The 19444-nt window shown below is 72.1% G+C and carries 22 protein-coding genes; 17 read left to right on the plus strand and 5 right to left on the minus strand.

The window, feature by feature from the left end; translation table 11 throughout:
- Window positions 1-62: 62 nt before the first annotated feature.
- Window positions 63-458 (minus strand): RidA family protein, encoded by a 396-nt coding sequence (locus tag ACIRSS_RS47140; protein WP_400908121.1) that lies wholly within the window; start codon window positions 456-458, stop codon window positions 63-65.
- 48 nt (window positions 459-506) lie between these two features.
- Here ACIRSS_RS47140 and mtnA point away from each other — a divergent pair, with 48 nt between their 5' ends.
- Window positions 507-1472 carry an S-methyl-5-thioribose-1-phosphate isomerase gene (gene mtnA / locus ACIRSS_RS47145; RefSeq protein ID WP_400908124.1) on the plus strand — a complete coding sequence of 322 codons (966 nt, stop codon included), beginning with the start codon at window positions 507-509 and terminating at the stop codon, window positions 1470-1472.
- Here mtnA and ACIRSS_RS47150 read toward each other — a convergent pair.
- Both ACIRSS_RS47150 and ACIRSS_RS47155 read right to left on the minus strand, forming a co-directional pair.
- The gene (locus ACIRSS_RS47150) at window positions 1469-1684 is read right to left on the minus strand and encodes a ferredoxin (protein WP_372671020.1); all 216 of its coding nucleotides are present in this window, start codon (window positions 1682-1684) and stop codon (window positions 1469-1471) included. The genes mtnA and ACIRSS_RS47150 overlap by 4 nt on opposite strands.
- 2 nt (window positions 1685-1686) lie before the next feature.
- Window positions 1687-2877, minus strand: coding sequence for a cytochrome P450 (locus ACIRSS_RS47155; RefSeq protein WP_400908127.1), 1191 nt, complete (start codon window positions 2875-2877; stop codon window positions 1687-1689).
- A 113-nt stretch (window positions 2878-2990) separates the two neighbouring features.
- Here ACIRSS_RS47155 and ACIRSS_RS47160 point away from each other — a divergent pair, with 113 nt between their 5' ends.
- The 5 genes from ACIRSS_RS47160 to ACIRSS_RS47180 are packed head-to-tail and all read left to right on the plus strand — an operon-like array spanning window position 2991 to window position 6445.
- Window positions 2991-3500 (plus strand): PadR family transcriptional regulator, encoded by a 510-nt coding sequence (locus tag ACIRSS_RS47160; protein WP_400908129.1) that lies wholly within the window; start codon window positions 2991-2993, stop codon window positions 3498-3500.
- The gene (locus ACIRSS_RS47165) at window positions 3497-4711 is read left to right on the plus strand and encodes a cytochrome P450 (protein ID WP_400908132.1); all 1215 of its coding nucleotides are present in this window, start codon (window positions 3497-3499) and stop codon (window positions 4709-4711) included. Before ACIRSS_RS47160 ends, ACIRSS_RS47165 begins: the two co-directional genes overlap by 4 nt.
- A 5-nt stretch (window positions 4712-4716) precedes the next feature.
- Window positions 4717-4911, plus strand: a complete 195-nt coding sequence (locus tag ACIRSS_RS47170; RefSeq protein WP_400908134.1) for a ferredoxin — start codon at window positions 4717-4719, stop codon at window positions 4909-4911.
- 37 nt (window positions 4912-4948) lie between these two features.
- Window positions 4949-5512, plus strand: a complete 564-nt coding sequence (locus ACIRSS_RS47175; RefSeq protein WP_400908137.1) for a TetR family transcriptional regulator — start codon at window positions 4949-4951, stop codon at window positions 5510-5512.
- 30 nt (window positions 5513-5542) lie between these two features.
- Window positions 5543-6445: a phosphotransferase family protein gene (locus tag ACIRSS_RS47180; RefSeq protein WP_400908139.1), complete on the plus strand. Its 903-nt coding sequence runs from the start codon at window positions 5543-5545 to the stop codon at window positions 6443-6445.
- Here the strand turns inward: ACIRSS_RS47180 and ACIRSS_RS47185 are convergent.
- Window positions 6422-9157, minus strand: a complete 2736-nt coding sequence (locus tag ACIRSS_RS47185; RefSeq protein WP_400908141.1) for an FAD-binding and (Fe-S)-binding domain-containing protein — start codon at window positions 9155-9157, stop codon at window positions 6422-6424. The genes ACIRSS_RS47180 and ACIRSS_RS47185 overlap by 24 nt on opposite strands.
- 84 nt (window positions 9158-9241) lie before the next feature.
- Between ACIRSS_RS47185 and ACIRSS_RS47190 the strand changes: the two genes are divergently transcribed.
- From ACIRSS_RS47190 to ACIRSS_RS47225, 8 genes are all read left to right on the plus strand, one after another.
- Complete coding sequence (locus ACIRSS_RS47190) at window positions 9242-10381, plus strand: GAF domain-containing protein (RefSeq protein WP_400908144.1); 1140 nt, start codon at window positions 9242-9244, stop codon at window positions 10379-10381.
- Window positions 10378-11010: a response regulator gene (locus ACIRSS_RS47195; protein WP_400908146.1), complete on the plus strand. Its 633-nt coding sequence runs from the start codon at window positions 10378-10380 to the stop codon at window positions 11008-11010. Before ACIRSS_RS47190 ends, ACIRSS_RS47195 begins: the two co-directional genes overlap by 4 nt.
- A 13-nt stretch (window positions 11011-11023) precedes the next feature.
- Window positions 11024-11839 (plus strand): PHP domain-containing protein, encoded by an 816-nt coding sequence (locus ACIRSS_RS47200; protein WP_400908149.1) that lies wholly within the window; start codon window positions 11024-11026, stop codon window positions 11837-11839.
- 118 nt (window positions 11840-11957) lie between these two features.
- Window positions 11958-12767 carry an ABC transporter ATP-binding protein gene (locus ACIRSS_RS47205; RefSeq protein ID WP_400908152.1) on the plus strand — a complete coding sequence of 270 codons (810 nt, stop codon included), beginning with the start codon at window positions 11958-11960 and terminating at the stop codon, window positions 12765-12767.
- Complete coding sequence (locus tag ACIRSS_RS47210; RefSeq protein WP_400908154.1) at window positions 12764-13537, plus strand: ABC transporter ATP-binding protein; 774 nt, start codon at window positions 12764-12766, stop codon at window positions 13535-13537. Before ACIRSS_RS47205 ends, ACIRSS_RS47210 begins: the two co-directional genes overlap by 4 nt.
- The gene (locus ACIRSS_RS47215) at window positions 13534-14412 is read left to right on the plus strand and encodes a branched-chain amino acid ABC transporter permease (RefSeq protein WP_400908157.1); all 879 of its coding nucleotides are present in this window, start codon (window positions 13534-13536) and stop codon (window positions 14410-14412) included. The genes ACIRSS_RS47210 and ACIRSS_RS47215 overlap by 4 nt, the downstream gene beginning before the upstream one ends.
- Window positions 14413-14428: 16 nt before the next feature.
- Window positions 14429-15562: a branched-chain amino acid ABC transporter permease gene (locus ACIRSS_RS47220; protein ID WP_400908816.1), complete on the plus strand. Its 1134-nt coding sequence runs from the start codon at window positions 14429-14431 to the stop codon at window positions 15560-15562.
- A complete protein-coding gene (locus ACIRSS_RS47225) occupies window positions 15559-16809 on the plus strand; it encodes an ABC transporter substrate-binding protein (protein WP_400908159.1) in 1251 nt (416 codons plus the stop codon). The genes ACIRSS_RS47220 and ACIRSS_RS47225 overlap by 4 nt, the downstream gene beginning before the upstream one ends.
- On the opposite strand, the gene ACIRSS_RS47230 is transcribed toward ACIRSS_RS47225, so the two are convergent.
- Complete coding sequence (locus ACIRSS_RS47230) at window positions 16751-17812, minus strand: Glu/Leu/Phe/Val dehydrogenase dimerization domain-containing protein (protein WP_400908161.1); 1062 nt, start codon at window positions 17810-17812, stop codon at window positions 16751-16753. The genes ACIRSS_RS47225 and ACIRSS_RS47230 overlap by 59 nt on opposite strands.
- Window positions 17813-17892: 80 nt before the next feature.
- On the opposite strand from ACIRSS_RS47230, the gene ACIRSS_RS47235 reads away from it, so the two are divergent.
- The 3 genes from ACIRSS_RS47235 to ACIRSS_RS47245 all read left to right on the plus strand — a co-directional run bounded on the left by ACIRSS_RS47235 (window position 17893) and on the right by ACIRSS_RS47245 (window position 19360).
- The gene (locus ACIRSS_RS47235) at window positions 17893-18348 is read left to right on the plus strand and encodes an Lrp/AsnC family transcriptional regulator (RefSeq protein WP_400908818.1); all 456 of its coding nucleotides are present in this window, start codon (window positions 17893-17895) and stop codon (window positions 18346-18348) included.
- A 138-nt stretch (window positions 18349-18486) separates the two neighbouring features.
- A complete protein-coding gene (locus ACIRSS_RS47240; protein WP_400908164.1) occupies window positions 18487-18747 on the plus strand; it encodes a hypothetical protein in 261 nt (86 codons plus the stop codon).
- A 40-nt stretch (window positions 18748-18787) separates the two neighbouring features.
- Complete coding sequence (locus tag ACIRSS_RS47245; RefSeq protein WP_400908166.1) at window positions 18788-19360, plus strand: GNAT family N-acetyltransferase; 573 nt, start codon at window positions 18788-18790, stop codon at window positions 19358-19360.
- Window positions 19361-19444: the final 84 nt, after the last annotated feature.

The raw sequence follows: 19444 nt of genomic DNA on the forward strand, positions 1-19444 counted from the left end.
GCTGGCCGGATGCGTTGTCGAGTGGCCGGCTGTCTGTTTCGCTCTGCCTGGCCGCCGCCCACTCAGTCCAGTGCTGCCGTTACGTCCAGCTCCACCAGCTGGCCCTCGAACCCCAGCTTGGCCACCCCCAACAGCGTGCTCGCCGAGGTGAACGCCTCGCCGATCTCCGAACTCGTCAGCCGGTCCCACACCTCCGACAACACCTCGCGGTCCTCCGTCACCACGTAAATCACCGTGCGCACCACGTCCTTCGGCGAGGCTCCCGCGAACTTCAACGCCGCCGCCGTGTTGGCCACCACCTGGTCGACCTGGGCCGACACCCCCTCGGGCACCGATCCCCCGGCCGTAAGCGGGCACTGGCCCGCCAAGTACACCGTGCGTCCCGCCGATACCGACACCACGTGGTGGTAGCCCGGTGGTGTGTGCAAGCCGGGCGGGTTCTGCCGTTCAATGGTCACCGTCGCATCTTCGCCGGGCGCGCAACCCGATAACCCCTGGGAGGGCACGTGCGCAGGACCATCGACTGGGACGATGGCGCCGTCGTCGTCATCGATCAGACCGCCTTGCCCGGGGAGTTCCGGCTGCTGCACCTGCGGACCGTCGGTGAGCTCGTCGACGCCATCAAACGGCTCGCCGTCCGCGGGGCACCCGCCCTCGGGGCCGCCGGTGCTCTCGGGGTCGCCCTTGCCGCCCGGACCAGTCACGACGTCGAGGCCGATGCCCGGCTGATCGCCACCGCCCGGCCCACCGCCGTCAACCTCGCCTGGGGCGTCGAGCGCGCCATGACCAAACTCGCCCAAGGTCCGGACGCCGTCCTCGAAGAGGCAAAAGCCCTTCTCGACGAGGACGAAGAACTCAACAAAGCCGCCTCGAAGCACGCCGCCGAGGTCGTGCTGCAGGAGTGCTCGCGACGGCCGTTGAGGCTGCTCACCCACTGCAACGCCGGGCGCCTCGCCACCGTCGGGTGGGGCAGCGCCCTCGGTGTCGTCTGGCACCTGCACGCACGCGGGCTCGTCGAAGAAGTCCTCGTCGACGAGACCCGCCCGCTCCTCCAAGGCGCCCGCCTGACCGCGTGGGAACTCGCCCAGGAGGGCGTCCCCTACCGGGTGCAACCCGATGGCGCGGCCGCCGCCGCGATGGCGAACGGGATGGTCGACTGCGTGCTCGTCGGGGCCGATCGGATCGCCGCCAACGGCGATGTCGCCAACAAGATCGGCACCTACGGCCTCGCCATCGCCGCGCGGCACCACCGGGTGCCGTTCGTCGTCGTCGCGCCTTCGTCCACTGTGGACAGGACTCTCGAGACCGGGGCGGGCATCGCCATCGAAGAACGCGATGCCCGCGAACTCACCGAATACGCCGGCACGACGGTCACGCCACCGGACACCCGGGTCTTCAACCCCGCGTTCGACGTCACCCCGTACGAGCTCGTCACGGCCGTGGTCACCGAGCACGGCCGCCTCGAACCCTAGGGGCGCGGGCCGATCTCGCGGCCGCCGTCGGTCACCGTGATCGCCATCGCCGGGCACGAGTCCGCCGCGTCCAGCACCGTCTCGTCGGCTTCCACCTCCGGCGCCGCCGTCTGCGCGACCGCGCCGTCCAGGACGAACACCTCGGGCATCAGCGCGGCGCACATCCCCGAGCCGATGCAGGTGTGTTCGTCGACTTCCACGTGCCAGGTCATGCTCACCATCCGATCGGCATCGACCGCGGTCCGCGGACGAGCATCTGCGTCTTCCACACGATATCGCCGGCCAGGTGCAGGCCCGGCAGCTCGGTGACCAACGCGCGCAGCGCCTCCTGCAGCTCGAGCCGGGCCAAGGGCGCGCCCAGGCAGTGGTGGACGCCGTGGCCGAAGCCGAGGTGGTGGGTGTCGCCGCGGTCGAAGCGCAGCTGATCGGCGTCGTCGAACTGCAGCCGGTCGCGGTTGGCCGCGCCGACCGCCACCAGCACCGGCTCCCCCGCCTTCACCAGCACGCCGCCGACCTCGACGTCTTCGGTGGCGTAGCGCGCGAACCCGGCGCCCGCGCCCAGCGGGACGAACCGCAGCAGCTCCTCGACGGCCGCCGGGATCAGGTCCGGGTCGTCGACCAGCCGCTGCCACTGCCCGGGCTGGTCGAGCAGCGCGTAGACGAAGTTGGGGATCTGGCTGGCGGTGGTCTCGTGGCCGGCGACGAGGATGCCGACGCACAGGTCGACCAGCTCCAGCTCGGTCAGCCGGTCGCGGGTGTCGCGCGCCTCGATCAGCGCCGTCATCAGGTCGTCCTGGGGCTGCGCCCGGTGCTCGGCGATCAGCCCGCGCATGTAGTCGCGCAGCTCCTCGCGGTTGCGCTCGAACTCCTCCGGCGTCAACCCGCTGGTCGACAGCGCGGCGTCGCTCCAGACGCGGAACTTCGGCCGGTCGGCGACCGGGACGCCGAGCAGCTCGCAGATCACCGCGACCGGGATCGGCAGCGCGTAGAGGTCGACGAGGTCGGCGGGCGGACCGGCGGCCTTCATGTCCGCGATCAGCTCCGCCGCCAGGGAAGCGACGCGCGGGCGGAGCAGCTCGACGCGGCGCATGGTGAACGCCTTCGCCACCAGCGTCCGCAGCCGCGTGTGGTCCGGCGGGTCCATCTGCAGGATGCCGCCCTCGCGCTGCACGGGCGAGCGGCGCGGCGCGTCCTTCTCCTTCTCCATCGCCCGCGAGAACCGGCGGTCACCGAGCACGAGCCGGGCGTCGGCGTAGCGGGTGGCCAGCCACGCCGGCTCCCCGTACGTCATCTTGACCCGGACCATGCCCTCGGCTTCGCGGGCCGCCGCGTAGGCCTCGTTGAGGTCGAGCCCGGCCTCCTCGTTGAAGGGGTACGAGAGCGGCTCGGTGTGGGTGACGGTCATTCGGAACCCCCGTGCTCGGTTGTAAGCAGCTGCTTACAAAGCTACACAGTTTCTCCCCACCTGTCACGATCCGCCATTGCTCAGTCACGGATCACTAGGTTACGGTGACCTAGGTGTGGATCGAGATCCTCTTGCTGTCGAGGCTGGACCGCGAGCCGATGCACGGCTACGAGCTGCGCAAGGCCGTCGAAGCCTCGACCGGGCACACCCTGTCGAACAACTCGCTCTACCCGACCCTGCGGCGCTTCGTCGACGCGGGCGCGGTGAGCCGCAGCGCGGAGGAACAGGAGGCCAAACCGCCGCGGCACGTCTACACGATCACCGACGTCGGCCGGGAGCTGCTGCACGACATGCTCGCGGACTTCCCGGCCGAGCTGGCGCTCAGCCAGGAGGAGTTCCTCGCGCGCGTCGGGAGCTTCAGCCGGCTCCGGGAAGAAGAACGCGCCCGGGTCCTCGACGTGCGAAAACACGCCCTGACCACCGAGCACGCCCGGCTCACCGCGCTCGCGGCCGGGCAGGCCGACCCGTGGGGCCGGGCGGCGCTGCGGCACGTCCTCGGCAAGCTCGACGCCGAGCTCCGCTGGCTCGCCGACCTCGAAACCGAACTGAGGAGAGACGCATGACCACCACCGAAGAGACGCCTCGCCTCCCCTTCACCCGGGCGAACGCGCTCGCCATCGCCCCGGACTACGAAGCCCTCCGCAGCCGCTCGCCGATCAGCCGGGTGCTGACCCCGGCCGGCGACCCGGCGTGGCTCGTGACGTCGTACGAAGAGGCCAAGGAAGTCTTCCGCGACAAGCGCTTCGGCCGTTCGCACCCCGCGCCGGAGCAGGCGTCGCGCATCTCGAACGCCGCGATCCAGGACGGCCCGAGCGGGGACTTCGAAACCGAAGAAGCCGAGCACAAGCGGATGCGCCGGATGCTCGCGCCCGCGTTCTCCGCGCCGCGCATGCGGGCGCTGGGCGACCGGATCGCCGAGCTGACCGACCGCTGCCTCGACGACCTCCAGGCCGCTCACGACGCGAACCCCGGCGAGCCGGTCGACCTCACCGACTTCCTCGCCTTCCCGTTGCCGGTACTGGTGATCTGCGAGCTGCTCGGCGTCCCGTACGCCGACCGCGAGCACTTCCGCGGCTTGTCCGAGCGGATCGCGAGGATGGACGGCGGCGAGGACGCGCAGGCGGCGATGGCCGAGTTCAAGGCCTACATGCTGAAGCTCGCCGAGGCGAAGCGCGCGGACCAGCAGCCCGACGTCATCTCCGACATGGTCGCCGCCCAGGCTGACGACCCGACCTTCACCGACGACGACCTCTCCCGGATGGCGACCGGCCTGCTGTTCGCCGGCCACGAGACGACGTCGACGCGCATCGCGATGGGCACGCTGTTCCTGCTCAGCGACACCGCCCGGCGCGACCGCTTCGCCGCCGATCCCGACGGCGAGGTGAACCAGACCGTCGAGGAGATCCTGCGGCTGACCGCGACCAGCGGCACCGGCCTGCTGCGCTACGCCCACGAGGACGTCGAGATCGCCGGCACGCGGATCCGGCGCGGCGACGCGGTGCTCGTCTCCAGCGACGCGGCCAACCGCGACGCCGCGGTGTTCGCCGACCCCGACGAGTTCGACCCGAGCCGCACGCCGAACGTCCACCTGGCCTTCGGCACCGGCGCGCACGTCTGCATCGGCGCCAACCTCGCCCGCACCGAGCTGCGGACGGTGTTCCCCAAGCTGTTCCGCCGGTTCCCCGGTCTGCGGCTGGCGGCCGGGATCGAGGACATCCCGGTGCGCGTCAACCGCGTCGCCGGCGGGGTCGACGCCGTTCCGGTGACGTGGTGAGCCCGGTGAAGATCACCGCCGACACCGAAGCCTGCGTCGCGTCCGGACAGTGCGTCCTGCTCGCGCCGGGGACGTTCGACCAGGACGAGGAGGCCGGCACGGTCGTCCTCCTCGCCGACGAACCGGCGTCCGGAGAGGACGACGCGGTCCGCCAGGCCGAGCTGACCTGCCCGGCCGCGGCGATCCGGCTCACCGGGTAGCAGCGCGCGTGTCCCGTTTGCCGGTTAGCCTGCTCCAGTGACCGAACAGGCCGGCCGGCGACGGGACGCGGCGGCGACGCAGCAGGCGTTGCTGGACGCCGCGGCGAAGCTGTTCGCCGAGCGCGGCTTCGACCGGACCACCGTGCGCGACATCGCGGGTGAGGCCGGGGTCAACCAGGCGCTGCTGTTCCGCTACTTCGGCAGCAAGGAAGCGCTGTTCGAAGCGGTGATCGCCCGTGACGGCCGCGAGCAGCTGGCCAGCACGCCGCCCGAGCGGCTGTTCAGCGCCTCCCTGCGCAGCATGCTGGCCCCCGAGGGGCCGCGGAACCGGACGCTCGAGACCTACCTGCGCTCCTCGGGCAGCGACGGCGTCGCGGCCGCCATCCGCCAGGAGATCGGCGAGGAGTACGCGCGGGTGCTGGCCACGCTGACCGACGCCCCGGACGCCGAGCTGCGCGCGGACCTCGCGCTCGCCTGGCTGATGGGGATCGCGCTGGTCCGCGAGGTCAGCGGGAAGGAACCCCTGGCCAGCGCGGACCCCGACGACATCTGCCGGCTGGTGGTCACCGCGACCAGGACGCTGCTGGAGCGCACGGAATAACCGCTCGACACCCGCCGTACGGTCGGGATCATGGCGACCTTCCCGTCCGCGGCGACCGAAGCCGAGTTCGCCGCGCTCACCCGCGCGGCGCTGCTCCCCGCGGTCACGACCCTGCTGGGCCGGGACGACGTCGTCCCGTTCACCGAGGGCTCGCTGCCGGTGTACGCGGTCGGCGACGACCTGGTGCTCAAGCTCTACCCGCCGCTGCACCTCGCCGAGAGCACGACCGAGCGCACCGTCCTCGAAGTACTGCACGGCACCCTGCCGACACCGGCGGTGAAGGACGCGGGCGAGCGCGACGGCTGGGGCTGGCTGCTCATGGAACGCCTGCCCGGGCGGACGCTCGCCGAGACCTGGCCGGAACTGTCCACGGAGGACAGAGGGCGGCTGGTGCGCGAGCTGGGCGGGCTCCTGGCCACCCTGCACGCGGTCGACGACCCGCGGCTGGCCGTCCTCGAACCCGCGGACTGGGCGGAGTTCGTGGCGGCGCAACGCGCGAAGGTCGTCGAGCACCACCGGAAGACCGACCTGGACGACACGTGGATCGCGCAGATCCCGGCGTTCCTCGACGCGGTCGACCTCGGGACGCCGCCGGTCGTGCCGCTGCACACGGAGTTCATGCGCGAGCACGTCATGGTCGCCGACGGCCGCATCACCGGCGTGTTCGACTTCGAGCCCGCGATGCGCGGCGCGGCCGAGTACGACTTCGTCGCGGTGGGCCTGTTCGTCTCACGCGGGGACAGCGACCTGCTGCGCCGCTTCCTGGACGGCTACGGGCAGCCGATCGACCCACGCCGGTGTCTGGCGTACGCGTTGCTGCACGTCTACAGCAACTTCCCCTGGTACTTCGACGTCCTGCCGGCGCCGCCGGAGCCCACGCTGGACGCCCTGGCGACCGCCTGGTGGGGCTCAGGGCAACGCGCGGCGCAGTAGTTCCGCGAGGTGCACCGGACGGCGGCCGGACTCCTGCTCGATCTGGGTCCGGCAGCTGAAGCCGTCCGACACCACCACCGTGTCCGCCGACGCCGCGCGGATCGCCGGGAGCATCCGGTCCTCCGCCACCGCCTTCGACACCTCGTAGTGCCCGCGCTCGAAGCCGAAGTTGCCCGCCAGGCCGCAGCACCCCGAGTCCAACGTCGTGTTGCGGACGCCCGCCGCCGCGAGGGCCGACTCGTCGGCGCCGAAGCCGAGGACCGCGTGCTGGTGGCAGTGCACCTGCGTGATCGCGTCGACGTCCAAGGCGGCGAACGGGATCGGCGCCCGCTCCAGCAGCTCCGCGAACGTGAACGTCCGGGACGCCAGCAGTTCCGCGCGCGCGTCGCCGGGCATGAGCGCGGGCAGGTCGCCGCGGAACAGCGCCGTGCAGCTCGGTTCCAGCCCGGCCACCTCGTAGCCGTCTTCCAGGTAGGGCGCCAGCACGGAAAGCGTCCGGTCCAGGACGCGGCGCGCGATGCCGAGCTGGCCCGTCGACACCCACGTCAGTCCACAACAGACTCCGCGGTCGGGCAGCACGACGTCGTAACCCGCCGCGGTGAGCACCTCGTGGGCGGCCTCCAGCACCGACGGCGTCAGGTAGTTGTTGAACGAATCCGGCCACAGGACGACCCGACGCTCCCCCGCCGCCCGGCGCCGGAGATCCGCCCGCGACGACGTGAACGGCGAAGGGGCGAACGAAGGCAGCGAACGCTCCGGCGCGATCCCGCCGAGCCGTTTCACCAGACCCGCCAAGCGGGACCGCCCCACGAGATTGGCCAGCCGCGGCATCCGCGCGCTGACCCGGAGCCACAGCGGCAGCCAGCCCATCGAGTAGTGCGACGCCGGCCGCAGCCGCCGCCGGTAGTGGTGGTGCAGGAACTCCGCCTTGTACGTCGCCATGTCGACGTCGACCGGGCAGTCCGACAGACATCCCTTGCAGGACAAGCACAAGTCCAGGGCGTCGTGCACTTCGGACGACCGCCAGCCGTCGGTGATGACCTCGCCGTTGATCATCTCGGCGAGCAAGTGCGCGCGTCCCCGCGTCGAGTGCTGCTCTTCGCGGGTGGCCCGGTAGCTCGGGCACATCACGCCGCCGCCGCTGGTGTTGCGGCACTTCCCGACGCCGACGCAGCGCCGCATCGCCTGCCCGAAACTCCCCCGGTCCTCCGGGTAGCCGAGGAAGACACTGTCCTCGAAGGACGGTGAGGTGGCCCGTACGCGCAGGTCCGCGTCGATCACCCGCGGCGCCACCAGGATGCCGGGGTTCATCCGGCCGGCCGGGTCGAAGATCGCCTTGAACCGGGCGAAGACGTCCAGCATCTCCGGGCTGTACATCCGGGACAGCAGCTCGGACCGCGCCTGGCCGTCGCCGTGCTCGCCGGACAGCGATCCGCCGTGCGCGGCGACGAGGTCCGCGGCCTCCTCCAGGAAGCGCCGGAAGTCCGCGATGCCGCCCGAAGACAGCAGATCGAAGTCCAGCCGCATGTGCAGGCAGCCCTCGCCGTAGTGGCCGTAGACGACGCTGCGCCGCCCGTGCGCCCGCATGAGGTCCTTGAACTCGCGCAGGTACGCGCCGAGCCGCTCGGGCGGGACGGCCGCGTCCTCCCAGCCCGGCCAGGCTTCCGAGCCGTCCGCGAGCCGGGTCGCGAGCCCCGCGCCCTCCTCGCGGATGCGCCACAGCCCGCGTTGCGCGGCCGGGTCGTCGACGATCGCGAACCCGGTCAGGTCGAGCGACGCGGCCAGTGCCCGGGCCCGCGAAGCCGGGTCGTCCCCCGCCAGCTCGACGAACAGCCACGCGCCGCCCGGCGGCAGGTCGCCCGCGCGACCCGGCAGCATCGCGACCAGCTCGGCGTCCACGCCTTCGACGGTCAGCGGCGACCACGGCAGGATCGCCGGCACGGCGTCGGCCGCGGCGATGTCGGACGGGAAGCCCAGCACGGCCAGCACGCGACGAGCAGGCAGCTCGGCCAGCTCGACCGTCGCTTCGAGGATCGTGACGCAGGTGCCTTCCGAGCCGACGAGCGCCTTCGCGACGTCGAACCCGTTCTCCGGCAGCAGGTGTTCGAGCCCGTAGCCGGACACCCGCCGCGGCCACGTCGAAAGTTCCTTGCGCAGCAACGCCAGGTTGTCGCGCACGAGCGCGCGCAGCTCGTCGAAGATCGGGCCCTCGGTGGGCTCGTCCCGGCCCACCCGCAGCCGCGTGCCGTCGTAGAGCAGCACGTCCAGCGAGCGGACGACGTCGACCGTGCGCCCCCACGCCACCGAGTGCGAGCCGCACGCGTTGTTGCCGATCATGCCGCCGAGGGTGCAGCGGCTGTGCGTCGACGGGTCCGGCCCGAACCGCAGCCCGTGCGGCGCCGCGACCGCCTGCAGGTCGTCGAGCACCGTGCCGGGCAGCACCCGCGCGAGCCGGGTCTCGGGGTCCAGGGAGAGCACGCCGCCGACGTGGCGCGAGGTGTCGATCACCAGGCCCGGCCCGCACGCGTTGCCGGCGACGCTCGTCCCGCCGCCGCGGGCGATCACCGGCAGGTCACGATCGCGGGCGGCGGCGACCGCCGCGACGACGTCGTCGACGGACTCCGGCAGCACCACCCCGCGGGGCACGTGGCGGTAGTTGGACGCGTCGGTCGTGTACAGCGCGAGCGTGGCGGCGTCGGTGAGGATCTCCACGCCCCCATTCAAGTCGACCGGACGCTCCCGTACCTCTCCAGCCGGGTATGTCCGAAACCACAGTCCGTGTGCGATCGTGGGCGCGTGACGGCACAGGAGCACGTCGCCGAGTACAGCGCCGTGCTGGGCGAGCTGCTGCGCGAGCGGGAAAAGCTGCTCGGCACGCTCGACCGCGTCGCCGCGCTGCACGGGACCGCGCGCCTGGTCCGGGACGCCGTCGGCGCGAAAGCCGGGTTCGTCGGCGAGCTCACCGAGCCGGGACTGGCCGTGATCCGCTGGATGTCGGGCAACCGGACCGACGCGCTGCAGGACCTCGAGGTGCCGACCGGTCAGGGCGTCGGCGGGCGGGTGCTGGCGCTGGGCCGGCCGGTGAAGGTCACCGACTACGTCAGCGCGCCGACGATCACCCACCACTTCGACGTCCAGGTCCGCGGGGAGGGCCTGGCCGCGCTGCTCGCCGTCCCGATCGTCGCGCGCGGCGAGACAGTCGCCATCGCCTACGCGGCCATGCGAGAGCCCGCCGACTTCGGTGACGACGCCGTCCGGCGGATGGAGGAGGTCGCCTGCCAGGCCGGCGCGGCCCTGCACCTGGCGAAAGTGGCCGAGACCGACCGCACCGCCGCGGTGGCCGGCGAACGCCTGCGCATGCAGAGCGCGCTGCACGACTCCGTCGGGGCGCTGCTGTTCTCCATCGGCGTCCAGGTGCGCGACCTGCACGCGGACCTGCGCGAGCTCCCCGGGCTGGAGGCGCGGCTGCGCCGGCTGGAGGGCGACGTCTCGGCGGCGGCCGGCGCACTGCGGGAGTCGCTGCTGGCGCTGTCGGAGTCGAGCCCGGAACGCGCGCTGCCGGTCGAGCTGGCCGAGCACTGCCGCTCGTTCCAGGCCCGCTGCGGCGTCCCGGCGCGGTTCGTGCAGCTCGCGGCGGTGCCGCCGCTGGACGCCGAACGGACCGCGCTGCTGGTCGCCGCGGTCCGCGAAGGGCTGCTCAACGTCGAGAAGCACGCCGGGGCGTCCTCGGTGATCGTCAGCCTGCTGCCCAGCGACGACGGGGTCCAGGTGGTCGTCGCCGACGACGGCAGCGGCGGCGAGCCCGTCCCCGGCACCGGGATGGGCCTGCGGACGCTGAGCGGACGCGCGCTGCGGCTCGGCGGGCGGATCAGCCTGGTCCGGGACGACGATGACGGCTGCACGCTGCGCGCGTGGGTGCCGCTGGTGCGCCGGTGACCCCCACGACGCCCGCGACCGTGTTCGTCGTCGACGACCACCCGGTGGTCCGCGACGGCGTGACGCTGCTGCTGCGCTCGGACCCCTGCCTGAGCGTGGTCGGCTCCGCGGAGTCCGGGCGGCTGGCGATCGAGCGGGTCGCGGCGCTGGCGCCGGACCTGATCCTGCTCGACCTGCGCCTGCCGGACATGCTCGCGCCGGAGGTAGTCACCGAGCTGCGGCGGGTGCACCCGGACGGCAAGATCGTCGTGTTCACCGCGCACGGCGACCACCAGGGCGTGCTGGCCGCGCTGGAGTCGGGGGCGCACGGCTGCCTGCTCAAGGACGCCGCCGGCGCGCAGCTGGTGACCGAGCTGCGGCGCGTGCTGCGCGGCGAGCGCGTCGTCGACCCGCGGATCCTGCCCGACGCCGGGCAGCGGTCGGACGCGCTGGCCCGCAGCGGCCTGACCCGCCGCGAGTACGAGGTGCTGCGGCTGGCCGCGCAGGGCCAGACGAACCCCGAGATCGCGGAGTCGACGGGGCTGGCGCGCAACACGGTCAAGACCTACCTGCAGTCGGCGCTGCACAAGCTGGGCGCGCGCAACCGCGTCGAGGCGATCGGGAAGGCCAGTGAGGCCGGGCTGCTGTGAGATCCTCGGCCGGGTGACGATCGACCTGCACGCGCACAGCACCGCCTCCGACGGGACGACGCCGCCCGCGCAGCTGCCCCGGCTGGCCGCCGAAGCCGGGCTGACCGTGCTGGCCCTCACCGACCACGACACGTTCGCCGGCCTGGCCGCGGCTTCCGCCGCTTCGGACGTCGAGCTGGTCCCCGGCGTCGAGATCTCGTGCCGGCTCGACGACGCGGAGGTGCACCTGCTCGGCCTCTTCGTCGATCCGGGGCACGCGGAGCTGGGCGGTGAGCTGGAGCTGATCCGCACCGACCGGGAGCGGCGCGCGGTGCGGATGGTCGAACGCTGCCAGGAGCTGGGCGCGCCGATCAGTCTGGCGCAGGTCCGCGAGATCGCCGCCGGTGCGCCGCTGGGACGTCCGCACATCGCCGCGGCGCTGGCCGCGGCGGGCATCACCGACGCCTTCACCTCGGACTGGATCGCCGACGGCGGCCGGGCGGACGTCCCGAAGCACGTCTTGTCCACTGTGGAGGCGATCTCGCTCGTGCGCGCGGCCGGGGGTGTCGCGGTGCTGGCGCATCCGCGGTCGGTCAAGCGACGCGCATCGGTCTCCGACGCGCAGCTGGCCGCGTTGGCCGAAGCCGGGCTCGCCGGAGTCGAGGTCGACCACCCGGAGCAGTCGCCGGAGGTGCGGGCCCGGCTGCGTGCGGTGGCCGCGGGCCTGGGGCTGCTCACCACGGGGTCGAGTGACTTCCACGGCGACCGCAAGCCGGTCCGCCTCGGCGAGTGCACGACCTCGCCCGAGGTGTTCGCCGCGCTCCGGCAGTCCGCCGTGTCCGTTTCGTAGCCCGCGGGGTCTCCACGTGGGGGTGTCCGAGAGCCGCGCGTGATCGCAGGATGGCCGCCACCGACCGTGACACACGTCACACGAGTGGAGGAGGCCTCTTGCGTCCTGGAGTGAGTCCGTGCTGACCGTGCGTGGTCTGCGGGTGCGCTACGGCCGGTCGACACCCGCCCTGCACGGCGTCGACCTCGACGTCTCCGCCGACGGCGTCCTCGCCGTGCTCGGCAGCAACGGCGCCGGGAAGTCCACCCTGCTGCGGGCCGTCTCGGGCACGCTCCGGATGCACCGGGGCGCCGTCGACGCCGGCGAGATCCGCTACGACGGCCACGCGCTCGGCAAGCTCGACCCCGCCCGGATCGTCCGGCTGGGCGTCGTCGGTGTGCCCGAGGGGCGGCAGGTCTTCGCGCGGATGACCGTCGAGGAGAACCTGCGGGCCGGTGGCATCGGCGCCCGGACCGCCGCCGAACGGACCGAAGCGCGCGAGCGGGTCGACGCCTTGTTCCCGGTGCTCACCGAACGCGCCAAGCAGCGCGCCGGCCTGCTGTCCGGCGGCGAACAGCAGATGCTCGCGATCGGCCGGGCGCTGATGTCCGCGCCGAAGCTGCTGCTGCTCGACGAGCCGTCGCTGGGCCTCGCGCCGAAGATCGTCGAGCAGATCGGGACGACCATCCGCGAGATCCACGAACAGGGCACGGCCGTGGTGCTGGTCGAGCAGAACGCCGTGATGGCGCTGGCCGTCGCCGACCACGCCGTGGTGCTGGAGGTCGGCCGGATCGCCCTCTCCGGGACGGCCGCCGAGCTGGCCGCCAGCCAAGACGTCCGGCGGCTCTACCTCGGCGGGCACGCCGAGTCGCAGGAGACCGCCGACGCCGAAGCCGAGCAGGCGCGCAAGCAGCTGGCCGGCCGGACGCTGTCGAGGTGGGCCGGATGACGCCGCCGGAACTGCGTGTCCAGGACGTCTCGCTGCGGTTCGGCGGGATCCGCGCCCTCGACGAGGTGAGCTTCACCGTCGCGCCGGGGTCGCTGCACGCGCTGATCGGGCCCAACGGCGCCGGGAAGTCCAGCTGCTTCAACGTGATCAGCGGCCTCTACCGGGCCGACGCCGGCCGCGTGCGGCTCGGGGACACCGACCTCACCGGGCTCGCGCCGCACAAGCTCGCCCGCCTCGGCGTCGGGCGGTCGTTCCAGAACGCCGCGCTGTCGGCCGGCTCGACCGTGCTGGACAACGTCATGCTCGGCCGGCACGCGCTCACCCGCGGCGGGTTCCTCGAAGTCGGGCTGCGGCTGCCGTGGACGGTCCGCGCCGAACGCCGGCACGCCGCACGGGCCCGCGAGATCTGCGCGTTCCTCGGGCTCGGCGCGGTCGTCGACGCCCCCGTGGGCGCGCTGCCCTACGGCGTCGTCAAGCGCGTCGACCTCGCCCGCGCGCTCGCCGTCGAACCGGTGCTGCTCCTGCTCGACGAGCCCGCGGCCGGGATGAACGCGGCGGAGACCGCGGAGCTGGCCGGCACGATCAGCGGGATCCGGGCCGAGCTGGGCATCTCGATCCTGCTCGTGGAACACGACATGGGCCTGGTGATGGGCATTGCCGACCGGGTCACGGTGCTCGACTTCGGCCGCCGCATCGCCGACGGCACGCCGGCGGAGGTCCAGTCCGACCCGGACGTCATCAAGGCCTACCTGGGCACGGAGGCGGCGTGAACACCTTCTTGCAGCTCACGGTCAACGGCCTCGGCAAGGGCGCGGTGTTCGCGCTGCTCGCGCTGGGGTTCGTGATCATCTTCAAGGCCACCGAGGTGGTCAACTTCGCGCACGGCTCGCTCGTGCTCTTCGGCGGCTACCTCGTCGTCGTGACGCGGGACGCGCTGGGCTGGGTGGGCGCGTCGCTGGTCGGCATCGTCTCGGCCGGGCTGCTCGGCCTGGCCGTCGAGCGCCTGCTGCTGTCGCGCTCCCGGCACGCCGACGCGAACAGCCTGGCGCTGCTCACCATCGGCGTCGACGTGATCGTCACCGAGGAGATCGTGCGCCGCCTCGGCGTCACGCTGCCGTTCCTCGGCGGCGCCTGGGACGCGAAGCCGTTCCAGGTCGGCGGGATCACGCTGTTCCGCACCCACCTGGTCGCGCTGGTCGTCGCCGCGGTGCTCATCACGGCGTTCTGGCTGGCCTTCAAGTTCTCGAACTGGGGCGTGGCCATGCGCGCCCAGGCGGAGAACCGGGAAGCCGCGGCGCTGATGGGCATCCGCAGTTCGCGGGTCACCGCGACCGCGTGGCTCGTCGCCGGGCTGCTGGCCGGCGTGGCCGTGCTGTTCATCGCCACGCAGGACTTCTCCGGCGCCGGGCTTTCGCGGGGAACGCACTCGATCGCGCTGGCCGCGTTCCCCGCGGCGATCCTCGGCGGTCTCGACTCGACGGCGGGCGCGGTGGTCGGCGGCCTGGTCGTGGGGATCGTGGAAGCGCTGTCCGCGCAGTACGTCTCGTTCGACTTCTCGAAGAGCGCGGTGTTCCTGGTGATGCTGGTGGTCCTGGTGGTGCGGCCCTCCGGGCTGTTCGGCACGAGGGAGAGAACCCGTGTCTGACAGCGCTGTGTCCGAAGTGGACTCCCCACCGGCCGTCGAAGCGACGCCGCCGTCGCGCCGCGACTGGCGGAAGCTCGTGCGCACCGCGGCCTGGCTCGCCCTGCTGGTCGTCCTGCTCGCGCTGCCGCTCTACCTCGACGCAGCCTGGCTTAAGGCCGGGCAGTACATGATGATCGGCGCGGTCGGCGCGATCGGGCTGACGCTGGTGGTCGGGCAGGCCGGGCAGCTTTCCCTGGCCCACGCGTTCTTCCTGCTCGCGGGGGCCACCGCCTACACCGTGCTGTCCGGGCCGACGGGCGACGACCGCGTCGTCGGCTTCGGCCTCGACCCGGGCCTGTCGCTGCTCGGCGCGGTGGTCGTCACGGCCCTGCTCGGCCTGGCCTTCGCGCCGGTCGCCGGGCGGCTGCGCGGGATCTACCTCGGCGTCGCCTCGCTGGCCCTGGTGTTCCTCGGCCTCTACTTCGGGCAGTCCGCCGAGGAGCTCACCGGCGGGACGTCGACCGGGCGCGCGCCGACGCCGTTCTCGCTCTTCGGCTTCCCGTTCACCAACGACGGGCCCGAAATCACCGTGCTCGGCGTGCCGATCCGGCAGGCCGAACGCACGTGGTACCTGTTCCTGCTGCTGACGGTGCTGGCGTTCGTGATCGCGCGCGGCGCCGTCCGCGGCCGCGTCGGACACTCGTGGCGGGCGGTGCGCGACAACGAGGCCGCGGCCGCGGTGATGGGCGTCAGCGTGCTGCGTGCGAAGGCGGGCGCGTTCGCCGTGTCGTCGGCCTACGGCGGCCTCGCCGGCGCGATGACCGTGCTGTGGTTCGACATCCTCAAGCCGGACGAGAGCGAATACGGCACGTACGGCATCAACGTGTCCATCGCCTACCTCGCGATGGTCATCATCGGCGGGCTCGGCTCGGTCTGCGGCGCGCTGGTCGGCGCGCTCATCGTCAACGGGCTGCCGCAGGTGCTCGCCCTGTACTCGGCCGACCTGGGCTGGTTCGCCGGCACCGGCGACGGCGCGCTGACCCCGGTCCTGGTCAGCTCGTTCGTCTACGGCGCCGCGATCATCCTCGTCGTGCTGTTCGAGCCGGGCGGGCTCGCCGCGATCGGCCGCCGCCTCACCCGTTCTCGCCGTCAACCCCCGGAGGAACCATGAAACGCACACACCTGGCGGCGGCGCTGGCGGCCGCCCTCGTCCTCTCCGCGTGCAGCACGAAAGCGGGCGACTCGGGCTCGTCGGGCTCGGACAGCTCCGGCGTCAAGACCGGCAAGGGGGTCACGGCGAGCGAGGTGACGCTCGGCGTGATGACCGACAAGTCCGGCGTCTTCAAGAACCTCGGCCTCGGCGTCACCCAGGGCAACGAGCTGTGGGCCAAGGACTTCAACGCCGCCGGCGGCGTCTGCGGCCGGCAGGTCAAGCTCGAAGAGGTCGACCACGGCTACAAGGCCGACACGGCGAAGACGCTGTACCCGCAGATCGAGCCGAAGGTGCTCGGGTTCGTGCAGCTGCTCGGCTCGCCGGTGGTGGCCGCGCTGAAGCAGAACCTGGCGTCCGACAAGGCCGTCGCCGCGCCCGCGTCGTGGTCCTCGGAGCTGCTCGACAACCCGTACGTGATGATCGTCGGCACCACCTACGACGTCGAGATGATCGACGGCCTCTCGTACCTGCAGGAGCAGGGGCTGCTCAAGGACGGCGACACGATCGGGCACGTCTACATCGACGGCGAGTACGGCAAGAACGGCCTGCGCGGCTCGCAGTTCTACGCGAAGAAGCACAACCTGACGGTCAAGGAAGTCAAGATCACCTCGACCGACAGCGACCTCACGAACGTCGTCACCGGGCTGAAGGGCGCCGGGGTCAAGCTGATCGCGCTGACCACCACCCCCGCCCAGACCGGGTCGGCGGTCGCGGCGAACAAGGCGCTCGGGCTGAACGTGCCGGTGCTGGGCAACAACCCGACGTTCGACCCGGCGCTGCTGAAGAGCCCCGCCGCGGGCGCGCTGGACAAGCTCACGGTCGTCGCGAGCAGCGTGCCGTTCTCGGCCGACCTGCCCAAGGCCAAGGACGTCGCCGCGAAGTACAAGGCCGCGTACAAGGAGACGCCGAACGGCGGCGTCCCCTACGGCTACGCGGTCGGCGAAGTGTGGGGCGCGGTGCTGAAGAAGGCGTGCGACAACAAGGACCTCACGCGCGACGGCATCTCCGCGGCCTTGAAGCAGACGACGTCGGCGAACACGGACAACCTGGTCGCGGCGCTCGACTTCTCCAAGCCGGGGACGCCGGCGACGCGCCAGGTGTACGCGGCCACCCCGGACGCTTCGGCCGAGGGCGGCGTCAAGTACGTCAAGCCGCTGTTCGAGGCACCGGAGGCCAAGGAGTACGTGGCGCCGCACCAGAAGTGAGCCGGCGTCCGGCCAGCGCGGCCGCCTCCTGCAGCGGGGTGGTCGCGTTGGCCTTCGCGGCGCTCAGGAGGTCCCTGACGGTCTGCTCGATCGTCTCGACGCGGGCGAGCGCGGCGGCGTGGTCCAGGCCCTCCGCTTCGCGTGAGAGCGTGTAGAGGATCCCTCCCGCGCTCGCCACGTAGTCCGGGACCCACAGGATGCCGCGCGCCGCGAGCTCACCGGCGACGCTGTCGTCGGTGAGCTGGTTGTTGGCCGGGCCGACGACGAGCGGCGTGTCGAGCCGGGCCACCGTCTCGGGGCTCAGCACGCCGCCGACCGCCGCCGGGATCAGCACGTCGGCCGTCAGGGTGAGCGCTTTCTCCGGTTCCACCCAGGTCAAGCCCTGGTTCTCGGCCTCGGCCCGCTTGGCCGGGTCGATGTCGGAGACGACGACGTCGGCGCCGCCGGCGTGCAGGCTCGCCGCGAGGTGGGCGCCGACCGAGCCGTAGCCGCTGATCACCACCCGGCGCCCGGTCAGGTCCGCCGCGCCGGTCGCCGCCCGCAGGGCAGCGAGCACGCCGACCGCCGTCGGGCCGCTGGAGGACCCGGTTCCGCCCGCGGACTCGGGGGTGCAGAACGCGAACGCCGAGACCTCGCGCAGCACCAGCATGTCGGCCGGGCCGGTGCCCACGTCCGGGCCGGCCAGGTAGGTGCCGCCGAAGTCGGCGACGAGGTCGGCGTGGTCGAGCAGGACGTCCCGGCGCTCCTCGGGGGACAGGACGCGTCCTGGTTCCGGCGCGATGACGCTCTTGCCGCCGCCGAACGCGAGCCCGGCGACGGCGCACTTCGCCGTCATGGCTTCGGAGAGGCGGAGGACGTCGCCGACGGCTTCTTCGAGCGTGCCGTACGGCTTGAAGCGGCAGCCGCCGACGGCGGGGCCGAGGGCGGTCGAATGGATCGCGACCATGGTGGTGACGCCGGATCGACGGCCCCGGCGGGCCACGAGCTGCTCATGTGCGGTCATGCCGACTGAAGTTAGAGTGAACATCGGCGGTGCCGGGGCACTACCGAACGAAATTCGGCGGCGATGCGGAGGACGGCGTGCTGGACGAACTTGATTCGGCGATCGTGCGCCACCTGCAGGAGGACGCGCGGCAGACCAACCGCGACATCGCCCGGAAGGTCGGCATCGCGCCCTCGACGTGCCTCGAACGCATCCGGTTGCTGCGCGAACGCGGCGTCATCCGCGGCTACCACGCCGACATCGACCTGCCGAGCCTCAACCGCGGCGTCCGGGCGCTCGTAGCGGCGCAGGTGCGGCCGTTGAGCCGGGCGGTCATCGACGAGTTCCAGCGTTCGATCGCGGAGCTGCCGGAGGTGCTCTCGGTGTACGTGACCGCGGGGAGTGACGATTTCCTGATCGAAGTGACGACACCGGACATCGACGCGCTCCACGCGTTCCTCGCCGACCGGCTGGCGTTGCGCCGGGAGATCGTCGGCTTCCGCACGTCGATCGTTTTCCGCCACCTGCGCAAGACCACGATTGAACCGCTCGCGTAGGGGTATCCGGGGATCACCCGGAAAGGACGCGACACACCCCTAAGTGAAACCCTCGAAATACCCCTGTTCGCACGCTGAGAGGCGAAAACTGTCGGTGGTGGGCGGTCTAATGGGTCACGACGGGAAGGAGGCTCCGCCATGATCACCGAATTGAACCACCGTGAGCGGGCCACGTTGAGAGCCGTGGCCGAGGGCCACGCCGAGATCAGCTGTAGCTGCGAGCCCGACCTGTTCATCGACGGCCTGAGCTGCTGCGACCAGTCCACCGTGCACCGCCTCGCGCGGCTCGGCCTGATCGCACCCGCACACCCCGGCAAGTGCGGCGAGCGCGTGGCCGCCGTGCTCACCGAAGCCGGCTCGCTGGCGCTGGGCGAGGTCTTCGCCGCCGCCGCCGCGTAATCGCGTTGCCACCCACTGGGGTTCCTGCCAGCATCACCCGATGCACGTATTCCTCGAAACCGAGCGGCTGATCTTCCGCCGGTTCACCGAGAACGACGCCGACGCACTCTTCGAGCTCTACGACGACCCGGCCGTGATGAAGTACCTCAATGGGGGCCGGCCGGCGGACCGCACCGAGATCGTCACTCTCGACCTCCCCGCGTTCCTCGGTTACTACGAGCGTTTCCCCGGTTACGGGTTCTGGGCGGCGATCGAGAAGAGCACCGGCGATTTCCTGGGGTGGTTCCATTTCCGCCCGCGCCCGCAAGACCCGCCGGACGAGCCGGAGCTGGGGTACCGGCTGCACCGGAAGGCGTGGGGCAAGGGCTACGGAACCGAAGGCTCGGCGGCCCTGCTCGAGAAGGGCTTCACCGAACTGGGGGTCACCCGCGTGACGGCGTGCACCATGACGGTGAACAAGCGGTCGCGCCGGGTGATGGAGAAATTGGGGATGACGTTCGTCCGCGCGTACTTCGAGGAGTTCCCGGAGCACGAACGCGCTCCGGGCAGCGAACACGGCGAAGTCGAGTACGCCATCACCCGCGACGAGTGGTCTGCCGCCGCCGGGTCGTGAGTGGGCAAACCCGGGCGAACACCGGGTTCCACACCACACCCCCCGCGCGACGGGCGTACACGCGAACAGATAATCACCCCCCGC

This window comes from Amycolatopsis sp. NPDC101161 (assembly GCF_044768185.1).
Classification (GTDB): Bacteria; Actinomycetota; Actinomycetes; order Mycobacteriales; family Pseudonocardiaceae; genus Amycolatopsis.